Source organism: Cetobacterium sp., assembly GCF_977044495.1.
Genome location: NZ_CDRRQU010000011.1, coordinates 41,705 through 61,699 on the forward strand (window position 1 = coordinate 41,705; position 19,995 = coordinate 61,699).

Below are 19,995 nucleotides of genomic sequence, written 5' to 3' on the forward strand. Positions count from 1 at the left end.
TTAAATTATTGAGCAGGCTTAGTCACAGGGGGAACAATCGCTTGAACTTGCTCCTCTATAGTCTCTTCGACTGCTTGAACTGGAGGCTTATCTGAAGCTCCCTCAGCAGATTTAATCTCTTTAGGAGTAGCTGGAGTAACTTCCTCTACAACAGTTTCTTCAATAGCTTCAACCGGCTGACTAGTGTTATTTGTATTTTGAGCTGGTTGAGCAAGATCTGTAGTTTGTACAGGGGGATTTGGATAATCTGGAGTTGTATCTTGTTTTTCTCCACACGCCACCATTGCCAAAGATAGAGCTAACATAGCTAATAATTTTTTCATAATTAATCTCTCCTTTTAAAACAAGTTTTTTCGATAACATATTATACCACAAAAAAAGAAAAGTTCCTTCAAAGCATAGAAAAAAAGTTGACTCTTTATTCAACAGGTATTTACTTTTTGAAAAAATATGCTATACTAAAAATGAACAAAAGTTAAATGAGTGTAAAAAAACGGAGGTGTCCCAAATGAAGCTGTCTAGCTATCTATCTGAAAAAGTAATTATTCCAAACATAAAAGGAAATAATATCAATGAATTGGTAGAAAATCTTTTAGATCAACTTGTTGAAAATAACAAGTCATTAAAAAATGAAAAAGAGATTATGAAAAAGGCTGTTTTAAAAAGAGAGGAAGAAGCATCTACATATTTAGGATATGGGGTTGCAGTCCCACACGCAAGACTAGAACATTACAATGATATTTTAGTGGCAATTGGATTCCCAGAAAAACCAGTTGTTGTAAAAACTATCGATAATAAAGAGGAAGAGTTAAAAATAGTTATACTTGTAATAGCTGACGTCTTAAAAGGTAAGAAAATATTAAAAATAATGTCTGGTATCTCTAAATTAGCTATAAAAAACAAAGCTATTTTGGAGCGAATAATCAAAGAAAAAAATCCAGTTGAAATTATAAAAATATTAGATGCTGCAAATATTGAAATAGATCACAATATTACAGCAGAAGATTTAATGACCAATATACCTAAGCCAGTTAAGGAAACTAACACACTGGAAGATATTGCCAAAGTTATTGTAATGGAAAAAGTCAGTGGAATTCCTGTGGTAGATAAACACAATAATTTTTTGGGAGAAATCACTGAAAGAGAGTTAATAGCTTTCGGGATGCCTAAATATACAACCATTTTGAGTGATTTAAACTTCATGACTGTGGGAGAACCATTTGAAAACTACCTAATCAATGAAAAAACAGCAACGATTGAAGAGTTATATAGAAAAGAGGGTGTCGTAACGGTAGACAAAGAAGCTTCATTGATGGAAGTATCATATTTATTTATGAATCGTGGTGTTACTAGAATATATGTTGTTGATAATGGAAAGTATCTAGGAATTATATTAAGATCAGATATTATAAGAAAAATATTACATATATAAGAAGGAAGTGAAGATTTATGTTAAGCTTAATATTAGGGCTTGGTATTTTTATAGCCGTGTTCTACTGTATCATTACAGAGAAAGTTCCAGGAGCATGGGCAACAATGCTAGGTGGACTAGCTATGTCAATGGTCGGTATCTTTAATGAAGAACAAGCACTACACGCTATAGCAAGTAGATTAGAAATTTTGTTTTTATTAGTTGGTATGATGATTATAGTTCACCTTATATCTGAAACAGGTGTATTCCAGTGGTTTGCTATCACATTGGCAAAATTTGTTAGAGGAGAACCCTTTTTGCTTATAGTTTTTCTAGCGATAGTAACTGCTATTTGCTCAGCGTTTTTAGATAACGTAACAACAATTCTATTGATGGCACCTATATCGATACTGTTAGCGGGAGAATTAAAATTAAATTCATTCCCTTTTGTAATAACAGAGATAATGGCGGCAAATATAGGTGGTACAGCAACATTGATTGGAGACCCTACACAACTGATTATAGGTCATGAAAGTGGACTAGGATTTAATGAATTTTTATTCAATACATCCCCAGTTGCGATACTATCAATGATAATACTACTAGTTAACGTATACTTCATCTATGGAAAAGACTTCCACGTTTCTACGGAGCTAAAAGCTAGAATCATGGAGATGAATCCTAGCAGAAGTTTGAAAGACAAAAAGCTTTTAAGAGAAGCGGGAACAATATTTGCACTGGTTATCTTGGGATTCATACTAAATAACTTTATAAATAAAGGACTGGCTATAATCTCTTTAAGTGGAGCGTTTTTACTTGTAACATTAGCTAAAAGAAAGCCAGCAGATGTATTTAAGCACGTAGAATGGGATACGCTGTTCTTCTTTATTGGATTGTTTATGATGGTATTGGGAATCGAAAAAATAAATGTAATCGATATGGTCAGTGATAAAATGATTGCAGTAACTAAGGGAAATTTTGAGTTTGCAACTATGTCTATTATGACTTTATCAGCTCTATTCACATCTGTGATAGGAAATGTTACCAACGCTGCAACTGTTTCAAAAATTATAGATGTCATGGCTCCCACATTTAAAGGTGTTCATACAGAAGCTCTTTGGTGGGCATTGTCTTTTGGTTCATGTCTAGGTGGAAACATATCTATTCTTGGTTCTGCAACAAACGTAGTAGCAGTTGGAGTGGCAAGAAAATCAGGATGTAAAATAGAGTTTGTAAAATTCTTAAAATTTGGTACATTGATAGCTGTACAGACTTTAATTGTAGCAGGAATATACTTAAAATTAAGATATATGTAAACAAAAAAAAAGACTAGCTTTTATAGTTAGTCTTTTTTTATTCTTAAATATCAATCTTTAGTGTACTCCGATAGGTACCCTAAAATCTTTTTTCTCACTCGTTGAATTGCATTATCTATTTTTTTAGTTGGTTCGCCCAATAATTCCGCAATTTCATTATACTTATACTGTTTGCAAGTATAGAAAAAAACTTTCTTTTCCAAGGGAGTTAAAGTACTATCTAAAAACTCTCCTAACATTTTTACTAACTCTTTTCCTATAAGGATATCTTCTGGTGAATAGAAATTTACAGACGGTTTTGTATATTGTACTAAATCATCTAAATTGACATCTTTATCTCCAATTATCGACGTATTTAACTTTTGATTTCTATTTGAATTTGAAGATTTCACAGCAGTAATAATCTGCCTTTTTATACATAGATTTGCAAAAGTACTAAAACAAACCTCTCTTGTTTCGTCATACGATTTTACTGCTTTCATAAGACCTATGTATCCCTCTTGAAGCAAATCATCAACGTCTCCACCTTTTATGAAAAAGTTTTTACTATTTCTCAAAATATCATTCTTATATCTCAAGAAAACCTTTTCCATTGCTTCATCATCACCACTTTTTGCTAACATTACATCTCTTTCATCCATATTAGTCTGCCCCCTTAACTATTTAACGGTAAAAAAAGTAAAATTTAGCTCATCTATAAGTTGTCAAAATTTTTAATCGCCTTAAGCTATAAAGAATAATACCATATATTTTTTTTATTTTAAACGTTCCATTTTTTCTTTTCCCTTCATATTCTTTGAAATATACAATAATATGGATATATATTACTTTTGGTTCTTTTTTTTCATTTTAATAGTATTTTGAAAATAAAATTTGACACAGCTATTTTTTTTTGATAGTCTAAGTAAAATAATCAAATAATAAGGGGAGTGGTCTATGAAAAAAATATTGGGATTATTAGTTTTAGTTACACTTTTTATCAGTTGTGGAAAACAGAAAGAATCTGAGAAACAAGCCGTAGCACCTAAAGAAAGTAAATTGATCTATACTCAAAGTAGTGAGTCTACAACTCTTCACCCTCATGAAGCAACGGATGTATATTCTAGAAGAATCATTGCGAATATTTTTGATAGACTTATTGAAACAGATGAAAACTTAAATATAGTTCCCGGATTAGCTGAGAGTTGGGAACAAATTTCACCCACTGAGTTAAAATTTACTTTAAGAAAAGGGGTTAAATTTCAAAATGGGGAGGAATTAACTTCTGAAGATGTAAAGTATACTTTAGAAAATGCTAAAAAATCATCTAAAGTTGGAACTCTATATTCTGCAATAGACACTGTGGAAACTCCTGATAAATATACTGCTATTGTTAAAACTTCGGCTCCATCTGGTTCATTGATACACCACCTAACACATATAACAGCTTCTATTTTAAATAAAAATTATTATGAAACTACAAAAGATGCTAACCATACTCCTTTGGGGACTGGAGCATACTCTTTAGTAGAATGGAAGCCCGGGTCACACATGACGCTTAAAAAAAATAGTGAATACTTCAGAGGAAACCCTGCCATTGATATTGTAGAAGTTAGACCTATCCCAGAGGAAAATAGTAGAGTTATTGCTATTGAAACTGGAGAACATCACATCACAGGGGATATTGACTCTATCGGTAGAAAAATTCTTAGCGATAGAAAAGATATTCGAGTTGAAGAGATTAGCTCTCTTGGAGTAGGTTATTTAGGTATCAACACGAGTAAGGGGGCTCTTCAAGATAAAAACGTTAGAAAAGCTATCGCAATGGGAATCAATAGAGATATAATCATTGAATCTGTTTTAAGTGGAGCTGTAGAAAAGGCCAACAGTATCCTAGGACCTGGAGTGGTTGGGTACTCTAAAGAAACTACACCATTTGAATATAATCCTGATGAAGCTAAGAAACTTTTAGAGGAGTCTGGTTACGACAATCTAACTTTAACTTTAGTTACAAGTAACAATGAACTTAGAAAACAGATGGCTGAAATTATTCAAGCCCAATTAAAAGATATTGGAATAAATATAAAAATTGAAATTTTAGAGTGGGCTGCATTTTTAAATGAAACTGGAACAGGAAAGAGTGACCTATTTATGTTAGGATGGTCAAACTCATCTGGAGATGCTGATTATGGTATTGGTTCTGTTCTTCACAGTAGCATGAAAGGTTCTTCTGGAAATAGAAGTTTCTTTGATAACCCTGATTTTGATGCTCTTTTAGATAAAGGAAAAATTGAGCTAGATTCCAACAAAAGATCTGAATTATACGCTCAAGCACAACACATTATGAATGAAGAGGTGCCTGTTTTACCGATCTACTTTATGCCTGCAAGTGCTGGTATTAGAGAGGAAGTTAAAGGATTTGTTCAGTCTCCTATAAACAATCCTACTTTCTATAAATTGTCATTTTAATCCTCTTAAATATAGTAAAAAACTACCCTATATTATATATAAGGTAGTTTTTTTATTCTTACATTAATTTCAAAACTCCCAATGCGTACATCAACATCCCTTGCTTTAGCATATCTATATCCATTTTTTCATCAAAACCATGAGGATTTCCCTTGAACTCCTTAAAATTAGGTCCAAATGCAACTGTATTTGGCATAAGCTTTGCATATGTTCCCCCTCCTAAAGCCACAGGCTCATCATTTCTACCTGTTACCTCTTTAAAAACGTCTTGAAGTTTTTCAACCAATGGATGTTCCTTAGGAAAATATAGAGGTGCATTGTGATTCTCTTTTACAAACTCTATACCACTATCTTTTCCCATTTTATTCAATGTAGTATCCAATTGGTTTTCACTAGTAGTCACAGGATATCTGACATTAAATTTAACGTATATTGAGGAATCTTTTTTCTCCACTATCCTTACAATTCCACAGCTTAAAGTTAAATCCCCAGTTTCTTCATTCTCAGCTCTTATATTTAGTCCACTTCCATCAGTTTCCACACCGACAACTTTATCCATAAAGTCAACAAATCTTTTTAATGAATCTTTTTCCGGTATAACTCCATTTAAGAATCTGAATAACCATGTTATTGGATTTATCCCTCTTTGGGGAGAACTTGCATGAGCTGGTATTCCCTTGCATATAACCTCTAAATAGTTTTCTTTCTCTAAAACTTCAAATTTACATGGTGTATCTTTAAAACTTTCCAACTCTTTTAAAACCTTTTCAGATAAATCTTTTTTTAAAAACACCTTGGCCTCTTCAGGAACTACATTTGATCTTGTTCCTCCAACTATATCTAATATTGAAGTGTTTTCTTTTATAAAGCTATCTTTAAAAGAGAATGTATAGATTCCTTTTTCTGAAAATACAACTGGAAACTGTCCATCTGGAGTAAAAGCATATTTTGGAGACTTTTCTTTAGATAGATAGTATTTAATATCCTCATCTCCACTCTCTTCATTTGTTCCAAATATTATTCTAACTCTATGATTAAAACTTGGAACGCACTCTTTTAGAGCTTTCATTGAGTGTAGCGCTGAAATAATCGGCCCTTTATTATCTAAAGCACCCCTTGAAATCATATTTTTTCCCACTATCTCTCCACTGTATGGTGGAACACTCCACTTAGAATGTTCTCCCTCTGGTACCACATCTATATGACCTAAAATACCGATATACTCCTCTCCCTCTCCAAACTCAGCGTAACCAATATAATTATCTAAATTTACAGTTTTAAACCCTAGAGCTTTTGCTATATTTAACGTTTCTTCCAGTCCCTTTTTCAATCCTAAACCAAAGGGAGCACCAGCGGTGCTCTCCTCTTTTACAGTTTTAATTCTAACAATTTTTTGGATATCTTTTAAAGTATCTTGAAAATGTTCATCTATATAGTGCTCTAGAGTTTTTCTAGTATTCAAACTACTCCTCTATCAATGAAAGAGCAAAATCTAATATTTTATCCCCTTTCATCATTCCATAGTCCATCATATTTATAACTTCAACTTTCTTTCCAACCTCTTGAGCTATTTTATTCAGTTCATCTTTTCTAAACTTAACTTGAGGTCCTAGTAAAAATGTATCATATTTATCCAAGTTCTCTTGGAACATCTCCAGTCCGACAGCTTTTATCTCTACCGGTATCCCCCTTTTCTCCGCTGATTCTAACATCTTTTTAACAACTATACTTGTTGACATCCCTGCTGAACAAAGTAGTAATATTTTTTTCATTATTTTGCCTCCTTTTCAAACTCTTCAACTGTATCCTCTTCATATTTACTTGCTTTATCTAATATTCTTAAAAATGGTAGATATATCAGTGCACCCAGTATTAAATTAACTATTTGAATGATAGCTCCTGACATATCTCCAACTGTTAAAAATCCACTAATTATTGCTGGTGTAGGCCATGGAAATGCTACTCCAAGTGGTCTGCTTACAATTCCAATCGTCATTGCTACATATTGAGTTGTAACAAACACCAAAGGAATTATATTAAATGGTATTAACATAATCGGATTTAATATTATTGGCATTCCAAACAGAATCGGTTCATTTATATTGAATATCCCCGGCACAGCACTGATTGCTCCAACACTTTTTATATGTTTACTCTTTGCAAAAAGACCTATGGCTAAAAGCAGTGATAAAGTTGCTCCAGCTCCACCCATCCAGATCATATCAAAGAATTGCTCTGTAACAACGTGTGGTAGTGGTAGCCCCTCCTTCAGTGCATTGATATTTTCAACTTGATTCTCAAGCCAGAAAGGTCTTACAAATCCATTTACCATAGATCCACTATTTATACCAACTGACCATAGTATTGATATTGAGAACACCGTCAATAGTGAACCTAAAAATGATGTCCCTAAAGCTCTAAGTGGCATCGCTAAAACTTTATATACAAAATCATGGATTGTTCCATACTCAGTATTCATCATTGCTATTCTTAAAAGTAGTGCTAACGACAATATAACTGTTCCCGGAATCAATGCTTCAAATGATTTTATAACTTCAGGTGGCACTCCATCTGGCATTTTAATAAGAATTTTTTTATTCACAAAAAATCTGAAGATGTTAGCTGTGATTATTCCTATTACCATAGCTATAAACATTCCCTTACTTCCAAGCCAATTAAAACTTAAAACAGAACCCATACCTTCAACTTTAGACAGTGGAGTCAGAATCAAAAATGAAGCTAAAGACAAAAGTCCAACTGCCACACTGTCAAGCTGAAACTGATTAGCCAACTGCTGAGCAACTAAAAATGCCACGTAAACCCCAACCAGTGAAAATGTCGCACTCACAGGAATATCTATCACATTTTTCCAATTACCCCCAAATGTTTCTAACATAAACTTTTGATAGGCTGGCAACGGAAATGCTGATATCATTAAAAATATAGATCCAATCATTAAAAGAGGCATCATTAAAACGAATGCTCTTCTAATTCCATTGATGTGTTTATTTCTTCCAATCCAAGCTGCTACTGGAACTAGCTTTTCCTCTAAAATCTCAATTACTTTTGACATTTATTAAATCCCCCTTTGAATTTTTTCTTTGTATGCTCTCATATACTCCTCAGATGCCACCTCTATCTTAATCTCTCCATTTTCTTGAGGAGTTGATATATAGACTTGAGGTTCTTCTGTCTCGGTTCCAACACAGAATGTGAACTCAACATTTGTTCCTATTCCCCATTCACCTCTATTGTTCATAGCTACGATAGATATCTCTCCAGCTTTTCCTCTTCTTTTTCTTAAAGTTTCAGAAAACTCATCTACAGCTTTTTGAGCTGCTTCCATTGGATGTTCTCCCTTTTTCATCCTCTGAACTACTTCATAGGATAGACACCCTTTCATTATATCCTCTCCAAGACCCGTTGCTGCCGCTCCTCCAATCTCATTATCAACATAAAAACCTGATCCTGAAACTGGCGAATCCCCAACTCTTCCCTTCTTCTTCATAAAAAGCCCACTTGTTGAAGTTGCCACAGCCATATCCTCATCTTTATCCAAGGCTATCATACAAACAGTATCATGCCCATCATATGGAGAAAGATTCTTTTCCTGTATCTCTTTAACCCTTAACTCCCAAGTTTTTTTAGCTCTCTCTGTCAACATATTTTGTCTCACAAAACCATTTTTATGTGCATATGATTCTGCTCCAGCTCCCACCAAAAAAATATTATATCTATCTGCACTAAGTTTTCTGGCTATAGATATTGGATTTTTAAAATCCTTTATTGAAGCTACTGCTCCTATCGAAAGAGTTTTTCCATCCATAAATGCCGCATCTAACTCAACTTCACACTCCTCATTTGGAAGTCCGCCGTATCCTACAGATTTATAAAAAGGATAATCCTCCACAAATTTAACTGCTTCCTCTAACGCATCCTGACATTTTCCACCATTTTTTAATATCTCTGAACCTAAAGTCACTCCTTCAGAAGCCATTCTCCAAGTCGCTATCATACCCCATTTTTTTCTCATGGCTATTTTTCTCCTTTTAACTCTTTCAATTCTTTATGTACTTCAATTAGCTCTTCTACTAACTCTCTAGCTAATATTGCATTCATAAGATGATCTTGTGCATGAATCATAAGTAGATTTATCTCTACACCCTTTCCATCTGCTTCATTGCATATAAGCTCAGTTTGTACACTATGTGCCGCATACATTCTCTCTTTTGCTTCATCCAATAATTTTTTAGCTTTTTCAAACTCCCCCTTTTTAGCTTCCCTCAAAGCCTCATAGGATAGAGCTCTACTCTCTCCCGCATTTCCTACTATGGCCATTGCTATCGCTTCGATATCCATAAAAAACCTCCCATAATCTATTTTATGCTCTAACTCTATACTAATTCTTTTTATAGGTCAAACTACATTTTTTCAGTGCGTATTTCGTTAATAATATCCTTTTTTTATATATAAATCATTGATTTTAATCTTTTTATAAGCTATTATATATATAACGATATAATAATTTTATTTATATCGTCTAAAATTATTATATTTCATATTAGAAAAAATTTTTTTAATTAGAGAAAGAAGTTCAAAAAAGGAGTTCAGAATGGAAAATAAAAATATTTTTATTGAATTTTCTAAAAAACTGAGTAAAAAAGAGAGGGATTTTTTAAAATCAGTTGATATTACTAGTAACTCAGTTACTATTCACTTGGAAACACTTTATAAAATATTTGAAATTAAAGAGGAACCAAAAGTTCTAGAGTTGGAAAAACTTTTATTTAAATTTTTTTCTAAAAATATAGTTATTAATGATTTGAATTCAAATTTAAAAAAAAGATTTAATATTTTAAATAGCTACTCTCTTGAGAAAGATTATATAACTTTTGAGTTTTCATCACATATACTAGATGAAAAAATTCAAAAAATACTTAATTTTAAGGAGAGATACTCGTATAGATTTTATCAAGAGATTTTAAATAATGAAAAAAACATTTTAAATATCTCAATGGAAACTTTAAGGAATATCTTAGAGATTCAAGAAACTTATGATAGATTCTATGATATTGAAAAAAACCTTTTAAAACCTATTTTTAAGGATCTTACAACTATTGGAGAGTTAAATATCAAATATGAAAAAGATAAGATTGGAGAGTATAAAAGTGCTAAAATTTTAGGAATTAAAATTATAAAAAACTATGACTGTCCCGAAAAGAATGTAGTTAAACCTATTTTTACTTTGACTAAGACTTTTAAAAATCTTTTTGAGCTTCATAATGAACTTATGGAAATCTATAAAAGACTCAAAGGGGATACATCATATATCTCTAACTACCATTTCAACTCAAAACTTTTAGTTAAAATATACAATATAAAAAATGATGAAACTTTAATCTACACCTATAAAGAGTTTACATTTAAAATCTTATATAAAAAAGACTTGCCAACAATTATTGAGATATTTGAAAATCTTAATGAAAGCTAGAGTGAACTGCCACCGCCCTAATAAAGGGCGGTTTTTCATAAAAACACCTAAATAAGGCTTTTTATTTCTTCTAAAGGTAAATTCGCCTTGAAATCTTTTTATATTTTGTTTATCTTCCGCTGTAAAATTAATAATCATAATTCCCTCATATAATTAACAAATTAATATACTTTATTCATAATAGTCCTTCTAACAACTCAATTAATTTATAAACTGTAGTAGCTGGCTTCATATCAGCATAATTAAATCCATCTTTTAATAATCTTTTAGCATTTCCAATTGCAAAATCTTGAGATCCATATTCTTTTAAGATATTGTAAATTCCATCCATATTTTTTTCATATTTACCTAATCCAATACTTTTAAAAATATAGTTTAACTTATCTATATATTGATATCTTGTTATCCCTGTTGAGATATATTCAAAATGGAGTAAAAACCAAAGCTCAATAGCCTCGTTAGACCAAGCTACTTCGATATCCTCTTTTTCTGCGTTGATTATTGCTGAATTAAACTGCTCGTTTGTAAATGAATCTTTATCAAACACACACCACACATGGCCAAAAGGAATAGAAGCTTGCGCTTTTAATCTCAGAGTATGCCTAACTAAAGACTTCGTATTTTTTCCACTTCCATCAATCTCTATAAGCTCTTTAAGATTTACCTTTTTTAAATCAACTAAATCTCTAAATTTTACTTCTAGTAAATCTTTTAATGTTTTAAAATAACCTGGTTCTGTTTTCTCTCCTTCACATACAATTAAAATTCTATAAGGAATCAAATCTCTAACTGCTTCTTTTCTTACTTTTCTTCCTCTAACTCTTTTTTTATGTAAATCATCAGACCCCAAAGTTATTCACCTCCCATTCCAAATTCTTTTAAAATAGGAACAGCTCCATATCTTCCATATAGATAATCCTTGTTATAACTAGCATCCTTTCTAATCTTTGTATTATCTAATCTATATTCAATAAGAGAGTAAAGACTAGATTCATTTTTTTCATTTTTCTCAACAAACCATATTTCATCTCTTCTAAATAGTTCCTTTGTTAAATTAACAACATCATGAGTTGTAAAAATTAATTGAGCATTTTTTTTATTAATCTCCTTATTAAAAAAGATATTAACAACATACTTAGTCAAAAGAGGATGTAACTTAGCATCCATCTCATCTATTAATAAGGTAGCTCCATTCTTTAAAGCATTTTTAATCGGTCCGTATAAAGTAATCATCTTTAAAGTTCCATGAGATTCTTCAGATAAATTTAATGATTCTGGTTGCTTAGTCTCATTGTTAGTGTAGATTGAGAAAACTTTATAAGTTGCATTTCCATCTTCATCTTTTGAATCAGGAATCTCTTCCACTTTTATTTCTTCAATTCCCACATCTATAGAATTTAGATATTTTTTAAATTCATTTTTATTCTCTTTCTCATCAAAACACTCTTGTGGCAGTATTTTATGAGCCATCATATCTCTTAGAGGATCCCCAAAATTTATAATATTTGTTTCAGAAAACCAATCATAAACATTATTTATATCAGAAAGCTTAATATTAGATAAAAATGAAAGTAATAATGTCTGAGGACTTAGAGTATTTAAAAGTGGTAAATAATCTTTTAAACTGTCATTTAAACTATATTCTTGGAACTCTCTTTCAAATATAAGGGTGTATTTTTCTTTCATACGAAAATCTCTTTTATAGAGCCACTCTTCAAAAATTTTACTGTTATCTAAAGAGAATCCATATTGATATTGTTCCTCTTTGTATATAAAATAAACTTCAAAAATTGAAGTTGAATTTTTGCTTTCTTCATCAAAACTAAATCTTTTAAGTGGAATAACTTTTCTTTTACTCGCATCTGTAAAAGATGTTTTCACTAAAAATTTCATATGCTCTAAAGCTTCTAAAACATTTGATTTACCACTAGCATTAGCACCATAAATAGCTGCAACTTTCAATAGTTTTTCAGTTACTGCTCCTTTATTTAATAAAACAACATGATCAGAATGCTCAGTTATCGATGTTGCACTCATATCTAAAGAGAACTCATCTCTATATGACTTGAAATTTTTACAATTAAATTGCATTAACATTATCATCACCTCTTAATTAAAGAATACCATTTTTTTCTTTAAAAATAAAGAAAAATGAGAAAATTTCTCATTTTTTATTGTATACAGAAATTATAAAAAAAATAGCAGCTCACAAAATAACGTGAGCTGCTTTTCTTTTTCATTCATAATTTTATATAATATCATCATGGATAAAATAGTTTACATCTATAGCTCTTCTACCGAAGATTTTTTATTTCTTCTAAAGATAAACCTGTTATTTGAGAGATTATCTCAATACTTAATCCATTTTTTAAAGATGATTTTGCAATTTCTAACTTTGCTTTTCTTTCTCCCTCTGTTAATCCTTCTTGAATTCCCTGCTGAATTCCCTGCTGAATTCCTTGTTGAATTCCCTCTTTTTCTGCTGATAATAAAGCATTTAATCTATCATTCCTTGCATTTTCACGCATACGATAGTTTTCTGCTTCCTTTGGATCTCTACTTATTCTTGCAAGTTCCTCTTTAGCTTCTTGAAGTTCTTCAACTCTCCTCTCTAAAGATATTACCTTCTCATTGTTTGGATCCTCTAAGAATCCTACCCAAATGCTTAATAAATCTGTTTCATCTATATCTTTCATTTTAGGTATCTCTATAAAATGAAGTTCTAAGGTATCTGTCAATAAATTATTATTACTTGCATTTTGAATTAAATATTTATTATGAAATTTCTCTTCATCTAATAAAATGAAATCCAATACATTTATACATATTGTTCTTGGCAAATTTGCATAAGCACCTTTTCCAGTATATTCGCTGATGTATGTTTTACTCCAGTAATATAAACTTCTTTTTACCATATTACGCTCATCCGCTCTTTGCATTTCAATATTGATTAGTTCACCTGTGCTTGTTTTAGCCAGTATATCTAGTCTTGAAAAGCTATTTTCTACATATTCCTTAGTTATTTCTGTGTTCTTTAGCCTAACCTCTACAATGGGATCTTTAGGCTTTATACAAGCATTTAAAAAAGATATCAATATTCTTGGATGTTTTTCAGAACCAAAAATATTTTTAAAAACATAATCAATTTTTGGATCAAATAATTGAGTACACATACTACATCACCTCTTAACCTTTCTTTTTATTATACCTTGATATCTATATAATATCAATATATTACTCCCATACTTATGTTATTTTCTCATTTAAAAAACAATATTTTATATTCACTTGTTTACCTACCTGTCTCTAATAGAGGAATCAGCATTCTTTTTGATTAATCCCAAATTAAAATGGCTATCAAATATTACAATAGCCATTTGTCTACAACTCTATACAGCCCCCGTCAGTTAGCCCTCTCATTCTAATTAAATCTATTCAAATATTCATCCATATAAACAACATTTCCATTAACTCTTGAATCCTCTGCTGCAAATGCCATTATATGGCTTTCTAAAGATGTTCTTGGATTAGTTCTTGAATCCTCCTGTCTTCCCAAACAAAGATTTATGAAATCATTCATAAGCCCTGTGTCTCCTCCTCCATGTCCACCTTCTAGAACATCTGGAATAATCTCAGTTTTTCTTCCATTAGCAAAACGCCCATCACCTTTTCCAAACTCATAGACCTCTATATGATTTTTTTCATCATTTCCTCTTATCTCCCCTTTAGTTCCCATAATTTTTATAGTTCTACAAACCTCATCTGTAAAGGCACAAAGATTAAAAGTTACATTTACCCCATTTTCAAACTCAATTATAGAAACCATATTATCTACAACATTATTATCACATTTATAGACACATCTTCCATACTGATTATGCTCTAATGATTTTGTTAGAGCTTCCTCTGTCTGTATTTCACTAGCAACTAAAGTTGGCCATGCTCCAATATTGTTATAATATATTTTTTTAGGAGAGTATATACAGCTATCTATATGTTTACAATCTAGACATCTATCCGCTGCCCCCTCTGGAGCATTCTCTTTTCTAAAATGTCTTAAGTTTCCAAAAGAAGCTATTTTTTTACAAGGATTTCCATTTAAAAGCCAAGAAAGAATATCTAAATCATGGCAACTTTTTTGTAAAATAAGAGGACTTGTTTCATCTGAGTTTCTCCAGTTACCTCTCACAAAACTGTGTGCAAAATGGAAGTTTCCTATATTTTCATTGTGCTGTATATCCACAACCTCCCCAATTACTCCACTGTCTATTAACTCTTTTAATTTACTAAAAAATGGTGTGTATCTAAGTACATGGCAAACCATTACTTTGACTCCATATTTTTCAGCCATCTTAACTATTTTTATACACTCTTCAGCTTTATTTGACATCGGTTTTTCAAGAAGAATATCATATCCTTTTTTCATAGCAAGTTCCATAGGCTCAAAGTGCATATCATCACCTGTTGCTAAAATTACAGCATCACAAAATCTATCTTTTTCCAAAAAATCTTCCCAAGTATTAAATACGTACTCTGGTAAAATTCCATGAGCTTTTATCATCTGATCTCTTTTTATAGGATTTGGTTCTGCTACAGCTACAATCTCTGCTTCATCACTATTTTTTAAGATAAAATTAGCATACACATCCTTCCCTCTATTTCCTGCTCCAATTACACCAATTTTTAACATAAATATCCCCCTTTTAATTTTGTATACGTATACATTAATTTTTAATGTGAGTATAGTACAGATTTTAAAAATTGTCAAATTTTTTTCATAAAAATTTGCTTATAATAATTTTTTAGAGTATCATTTTTTATATACAGTTTAGATTAATTGGGAGGATACATGAAAAATAAACGAATGACTATGACAGAGATTGCTAATTTAGTTGGCGTATCTCAAGCCACAGTGTCAAGGGCTATCAATCAACCAGAGAAAGTTAAACCTGAAGTGAGAGAAAAGATTCAACACTTTATTGATAAATATAAATTCATTCCAAATGAAAATGCCAAAACTATGAGAGGTGTAGGTAGCAAGATTTTAGGTCTAATTGTTTTTAGTTTCTCCAACTACTACTATCTAGATATGATTAAATACGCAGAAAAATTAGCTAGAGAAAAGGGGTATAGCGTTCTTGTTATGAACTCTGAAAAAAATGCCAACCTCGAATTAGAACATATAAAAATGATGCTCGCTCGAAATGTGGAGGGGATACTTATCGCCCCTGTGGACGAAAAAAACCTTGATTTTCTAGAGAGCACTAATGTGCCCTTTGTAGCTTTAAACGAGGAGTTCCCTGGGCATAACTACGTCACAACTTCCCTTGTTGAAGGCGGAGAGATTGCCTGTCAGCACCTTATTGATCAAGGTCATAAAAATATTGGTTATATCGGGGGAAACTACAAAAAATATAGTCCCAAACTTGATGGTGTGAAAGGAAAGTTAAAAGAGTATAACCTAAATTTTAAACCTGAATTTTTTATTAAAATCGACACAATAACACTTTCTGAAGAGGATATTGAAACAGTTTTAACACAAAAAAAACTTCCTTGTACGGCTTATATCGCATCCAATGACGAGGTGGCTTGTTTATTTATGAAAAAAGCCAATACGGTTGGTTATAAAATTCCTGAAGATATCGCTTTGGTTGGATTTGATAACACCATTGTTTCTAAGCTTCTTAATATTACAAGTATTACTCAACCTACAGAAGAGATGATTAAAGCTGGTATCGAAATTGTTTTGGGTAATGGAAATCTTAAAAAAACACTTCAACTATCTCCGGGCATTGAAATACGAAATAGTAGTTTGAAATAAATTTGACAAATAAAATTCCGTGGGGTATATTTTATCAAATTAGTATGAATACGTATGCAATTTTTTAAGGGGGTATTATGAAAAAAATTATTTTATCACTATTGAGCTTAGGTCTTTTAACATCTTTTATCGGTTGTGGTAGTGAAGACAAAGATAAACCTACTACTTCTAACAAAGAAAAAACTTTAAAACTTGCTCTTTGGGATGCCAACCAAAAGCCTGTTATTGAAGGTATGATTAGTGATTTCGAAAAGGAAAATCCAGGTGTTAAAGTTGTTGTAGAAATCACTCCATTCTCGCAATATTGGACTAAACTGGAAACTGCTGCCACTGGTGGACAACTTCAAGACGTTTTCTGGATTAATGCTCCGAATTTTACAAAATATGCCAAAGCGAATATGATTCTTCCTATTCAAGATTTGGCAGATACTAAAGCTATAAATACAGAAGCTTTTCCTGAGGGCATGGTTAAAATGTATACTTACGATAATAAACTTATGGCTGCTCCAAAAGATATAGATACAACTGCTCTTTGGTATAATAGAGATATTTTCGATTCTTTACAGCTGGAGTACCCTAATGATAACTGGACATGGGAAGATATGGTTACAACTGCCAAAGAGATAAAAAACAGAACTGGAAACTATGGTCTAGCACTTGGTTTTTCTGGTCAAGAGGATTACTATGAAATAATATCTCAATTTGGAGGAAGAGTAATCTCTTCAGATAAGAAAACTAGTGGTTTCTCTGACCCAAATACCATAGCTGCAGTAAAAGAGATAAAACAACTTATTGATGAAAAAGTTATCCCTAGTCTTGGAGAGATTGCAGATACTAAAGCTTCTGATCTTTTCCAATCTCAAAAAGTTGCTATGACATACTCTGGTTCTTGGATGGTTAAACAGTATATGAAAAACGAAATTATAAAGGATAAAGTTGATTTAGCAAAATTACCTTTAAAAAATAAAGATGCCGCTGTTATTCATGGACTTGGATATGCTATCTACTCTCAAACTAAGTATCCTGAAGAGGCTAAAAAATTAGTGACATATCTATCTAGTAAGGATTCTCATGATATTCAGGCTAAAAGCGGTATAGTGATTCCTGCTTATATTGAATCTCAAGAGATTTGGGCAGATTCATACCCTAACCTAAATTTACATGGTTATTCTAAGATGTTACCTAATGGAATTGAGTACCCTGCATCTTTAAATACTGGTAAATGGGAAGATGTTATGAATGAATATCTTAACAAGGTTTGGATGGGAGAGTTAACACCTGAACAAGCGTGTGAAATTATAAATGAGAAAATGAATGCTATCTTAAAAGAGGAAGCTTAATCATGAGAAAAGATAAGCTTCAAAATTATATGTGGGCGTATCTTCTAATTGCCCCCTTAGTTCTTGGAATTGGAATTTTCTATATATTTCCATTTTTTCAAAATATATATTTTAGTCTGACTAACCTTGGTGCTTTTGGACAATTCAAATATATTGGTTTTAAAAACTATGAAAAGTTGATGTATGACCCTAAGATGTACCGAGCCTTAAAAAATACCTTTATATATGTTTTATTCTCTGTTCCCCTAGGTGTAACTTGCTCCACGTTAGTTGCAGCAATGTTAAACAATAAGATTAAAGGTCTTACCATCTATAGAGTTTTATATTTTTTACCCGCTGTTACAATGCCTACGGCTGTTGCTATGGTTTGGAGGTGGATGTACAATAAGGAGTTTGGTATTTTAAATCAGTTTTTAGGTAACTTTGGAGTTGAATCTAGAGCTTGGTTATCAGATCCTAAAACAGCTTTATATGCAATTATAGTCGTGGCTATTTGGTCAAACATTGGATATAACATGGTTATACTTCTTGCTGGACTGCAAGGTATCCCTAAAATGTATTATGAAGCTGCTAAAATAGATGGTGCTGGTCCCTTTACTTGTTTTTTCAAGATAACTTTACCGCTATTGAGCCCATCACTGTTTTTTGTTACAGTAATGTCTTTTATTAGTTCATTTCAAATATTTGACTTAGTTTTTATGATGGTAACCCGAACTAACCCAGCTTTTGAAAGCAGTATGACAATTGTTTACTTCTTCTATACAAATGCTTTCCAGATGTCTGAAAGAGGTTATGCAGCAGCTATTGCTGTAGTTTTATTTGTTATTATCATGGCGTTTACTTGGGTTCAACTTAAACTACAAAAAAAGCTAGTTAATTATTAGGAGGAAAAAATGGATGACAAAAAAGGAAAAGTTTTTTTACACATTATTCTTATAACAGGGGTTATATTTACCTTAATCCTTTTTATCTGGATGTTTTTAACCTCCGTTAAAACTTTAGGAGAGACTATACAAGTTCCACCAATTATATTTCCTTCTAAATTCAAATGGAGCAACTATGAAGATGTTATGGCTACTATGCCTTTTATAAAGTTCTATTACAACACAACTGTTTATACAGTGGTTAGAACAATTGGACAGATTATATTCTGCTCTATGGCAGCGTATGCCTTTGCCAGAATTGAATTTCCATTTAGAAATACAATATTTATATTACTTTTAGCTGTTTTAATGGTACCTGGACAAATATTTTTGCTTCCACAGTACATAATTATTCAAAAATTGGGCTTATTAAATACCCTGAGTGGTCTTATTCTCCCCGGATTATTCAGTTCTTTTGGAACTTTTTTAATGAGACAATTTTTTATGACTCTCCCCAAAGAACTTGAAGAAGCTGCTGTTATAGATGGATGTAATCATTTTCAAATCTATTATAAAATTATGCTACCTCTTGTTAAACCCGGTATTGTAGCTTTGATTATAATAACAGCTCTTGCTAGCTGGAATCAACTTATGTGGCCTCTTATTGTAAATACTTCAACAGATAAGATGACACTATCTGCTGGTCTTGCAGCACTATCTGGACAGCATGGAACGGATTATCCTTTAGCTATGGCTGGAGCTCTTTTGGGAGTTTTACCTATGCTGATTATGTTTATAATATTCCAAAAGAAATTTATTGAAGGAATGGCTTCAACTGGAATTAAGTGAACTACCACCGCCCTAATAGATGGCGGGGCTTCGTGGGAAGTATCTGACTCATGTCGGATATATTAATCACGTTCTGCGGGTAGTTCCTACCCTGATATATATTTTAATAGGCTAGTAGTTCTCTACCAACCTCACGAATATTTATACTTGCATTTAGATCTCTGTCTATCTCTGAGTTACATTCATCACATTTATAGATTCTTGAAGATAGTGGTAATTCAGTTTTTACTGAACCACAAAATGAACAAGTTTTTGATGATGGAAACCACTTGTCGATTTTAATTGTTTGTTTACCTAAAAACATTGATTTGTATTGAAGCATAGTTGTAAACATTCCCCACCCATTGTCAGCAACAGATTTGCCAAAGTTTAATGCTTGACCCATACCTTTCATATTAAGGTCTTCAAGTATTATCGCGTTGTACTTAGTTACAAGTTCGTGTGATAACTTGTGTA

At 31.9% G+C, this 19,995-nt stretch carries 20 protein-coding genes; 8 read left to right on the top strand and 12 right to left on the bottom strand.

All coding sequences use genetic code 11. From position 1 onward, the window contains the following. Positions 1-5: 5 nt before the first annotated feature. Positions 6-323 (bottom strand): hypothetical protein, encoded by a 318-nt coding sequence (locus tag ACWI69_RS04225; protein WP_448820605.1) that lies wholly within the window; start codon positions 321-323, stop codon positions 6-8. Between the two features lie 185 nt (positions 324-508). Here ACWI69_RS04225 and ACWI69_RS04230 point away from each other — a divergent pair, with 185 nt between their 5' ends. Continuing rightward, positions 509-1,432, top strand: coding sequence for a CBS domain-containing protein (locus ACWI69_RS04230; RefSeq protein ID WP_448820606.1), 924 nt, complete (start codon positions 509-511; stop codon positions 1,430-1,432). Positions 1,433-1,449: 17 nt separating this feature from the next. After that, positions 1,450-2,727, top strand: coding sequence for an ArsB/NhaD family transporter (locus ACWI69_RS04235; protein WP_448820607.1), 1,278 nt, complete (start codon positions 1,450-1,452; stop codon positions 2,725-2,727). Between the two features lie 50 nt (positions 2,728-2,777). Here ACWI69_RS04235 and ACWI69_RS04240 read toward each other — a convergent pair whose 3' ends face one another. Continuing rightward, positions 2,778-3,368: a sigma-70 family RNA polymerase sigma factor gene (locus ACWI69_RS04240; RefSeq protein ID WP_448820608.1), complete on the bottom strand. Its 591-nt coding sequence runs from the start codon at positions 3,366-3,368 to the stop codon at positions 2,778-2,780. Positions 3,369-3,663: 295 nt separating this feature from the next. Here ACWI69_RS04240 and ACWI69_RS04245 point away from each other — a divergent pair, with 295 nt between their 5' ends. Then, positions 3,664-5,175 (top strand): ABC transporter substrate-binding protein, encoded by a 1,512-nt coding sequence (locus ACWI69_RS04245; protein ID WP_448820609.1) that lies wholly within the window; start codon positions 3,664-3,666, stop codon positions 5,173-5,175. Positions 5,176-5,233: 58 nt separating this feature from the next. On the opposite strand, the gene pepV is transcribed toward ACWI69_RS04245, so the two are convergent. Genes pepV through ACWI69_RS04270 form a run of 5 tightly spaced genes read right to left on the bottom strand, consistent with a single transcriptional unit; the run spans position 5,234 to position 9,534 of the window. Then, complete coding sequence (pepV, locus tag ACWI69_RS04250; RefSeq protein ID WP_448820610.1) at positions 5,234-6,637, bottom strand: dipeptidase PepV; 1,404 nt, start codon at positions 6,635-6,637, stop codon at positions 5,234-5,236. A 1-nt stretch (position 6,638) separates the two neighbouring features. After that, a complete protein-coding gene (locus ACWI69_RS04255) occupies positions 6,639-6,947 on the bottom strand; it encodes a PTS sugar transporter subunit IIB (protein ID WP_185892015.1) in 309 nt (102 codons plus the stop codon). Further along, positions 6,947-8,248 carry a PTS sugar transporter subunit IIC gene (locus ACWI69_RS04260; RefSeq protein WP_448820611.1) on the bottom strand — a complete coding sequence of 434 codons (1,302 nt, stop codon included), beginning with the start codon at positions 8,246-8,248 and terminating at the stop codon, positions 6,947-6,949. The genes ACWI69_RS04255 and ACWI69_RS04260 overlap by 1 nt, the downstream gene beginning before the upstream one ends. Positions 8,249-8,251: 3 nt before the next feature. Beyond that, positions 8,252-9,208: a N(4)-(beta-N-acetylglucosaminyl)-L-asparaginase gene (locus ACWI69_RS04265; protein WP_448820612.1), complete on the bottom strand. Its 957-nt coding sequence runs from the start codon at positions 9,206-9,208 to the stop codon at positions 8,252-8,254. Between the two features lie 2 nt (positions 9,209-9,210). Continuing rightward, entirely contained in the window at positions 9,211-9,534 is a 324-nt protein-coding gene (locus ACWI69_RS04270) for a PTS lactose/cellobiose transporter subunit IIA (RefSeq protein ID WP_448820613.1), read from the bottom strand. A gap of 253 nt (positions 9,535-9,787) precedes the next feature. Here ACWI69_RS04270 and ACWI69_RS04275 point away from each other — a divergent pair, with 253 nt between their 5' ends. Continuing rightward, complete coding sequence (locus ACWI69_RS04275; protein WP_448820614.1) at positions 9,788-10,666, top strand: hypothetical protein; 879 nt, start codon at positions 9,788-9,790, stop codon at positions 10,664-10,666. Positions 10,667-10,841: 175 nt separating this feature from the next. Here ACWI69_RS04275 and ACWI69_RS04280 read toward each other — a convergent pair whose 3' ends face one another. The 4 genes from ACWI69_RS04280 to ACWI69_RS04295 form a co-directional block, all read right to left on the bottom strand. Further along, a complete protein-coding gene (locus ACWI69_RS04280) occupies positions 10,842-11,516 on the bottom strand; it encodes an RloB family protein (RefSeq protein WP_448820615.1) in 675 nt (224 codons plus the stop codon). 2 nt (positions 11,517-11,518) lie between these two features. After that, entirely contained in the window at positions 11,519-12,763 is a 1,245-nt protein-coding gene (locus ACWI69_RS04285) for an AAA family ATPase (RefSeq protein ID WP_448820616.1), read from the bottom strand. A gap of 197 nt (positions 12,764-12,960) precedes the next feature. After that, positions 12,961-13,839 (bottom strand): Rpn family recombination-promoting nuclease/putative transposase, encoded by an 879-nt coding sequence (locus ACWI69_RS04290; RefSeq protein WP_448820617.1) that lies wholly within the window; start codon positions 13,837-13,839, stop codon positions 12,961-12,963. Between the two features lie 248 nt (positions 13,840-14,087). Continuing rightward, positions 14,088-15,356, bottom strand: coding sequence for a Gfo/Idh/MocA family protein (locus tag ACWI69_RS04295; protein WP_448820618.1), 1,269 nt, complete (start codon positions 15,354-15,356; stop codon positions 14,088-14,090). Between the two features lie 159 nt (positions 15,357-15,515). Between ACWI69_RS04295 and ACWI69_RS04300 the strand changes: the two genes are divergently transcribed. From ACWI69_RS04300 to ACWI69_RS04315, 4 genes are all read left to right on the top strand, one after another. Then, on the top strand, positions 15,516-16,487 hold the full coding sequence (locus ACWI69_RS04300; protein ID WP_448820619.1) for a LacI family DNA-binding transcriptional regulator: 972 nt from the start codon (positions 15,516-15,518) through the stop codon (positions 16,485-16,487). Positions 16,488-16,564: 77 nt separating this feature from the next. Then, positions 16,565-17,827 (top strand): ABC transporter substrate-binding protein, encoded by a 1,263-nt coding sequence (locus ACWI69_RS04305; protein WP_448820620.1) that lies wholly within the window; start codon positions 16,565-16,567, stop codon positions 17,825-17,827. Positions 17,828-17,829: 2 nt separating this feature from the next. Next, positions 17,830-18,711, top strand: a complete 882-nt coding sequence (locus tag ACWI69_RS04310; protein ID WP_448820621.1) for a carbohydrate ABC transporter permease — start codon at positions 17,830-17,832, stop codon at positions 18,709-18,711. Between the two features lie 9 nt (positions 18,712-18,720). Next, entirely contained in the window at positions 18,721-19,539 is an 819-nt protein-coding gene (locus ACWI69_RS04315; RefSeq protein WP_448820622.1) for a carbohydrate ABC transporter permease, read from the top strand. Between the two features lie 103 nt (positions 19,540-19,642). Here the strand turns inward: ACWI69_RS04315 and ACWI69_RS04320 are convergent. Further along, on the bottom strand, positions 19,643-19,995 hold a 353-nt coding region (locus ACWI69_RS04320), incomplete at its 5' end, for an RNA-guided endonuclease InsQ/TnpB family protein (protein WP_448820623.1).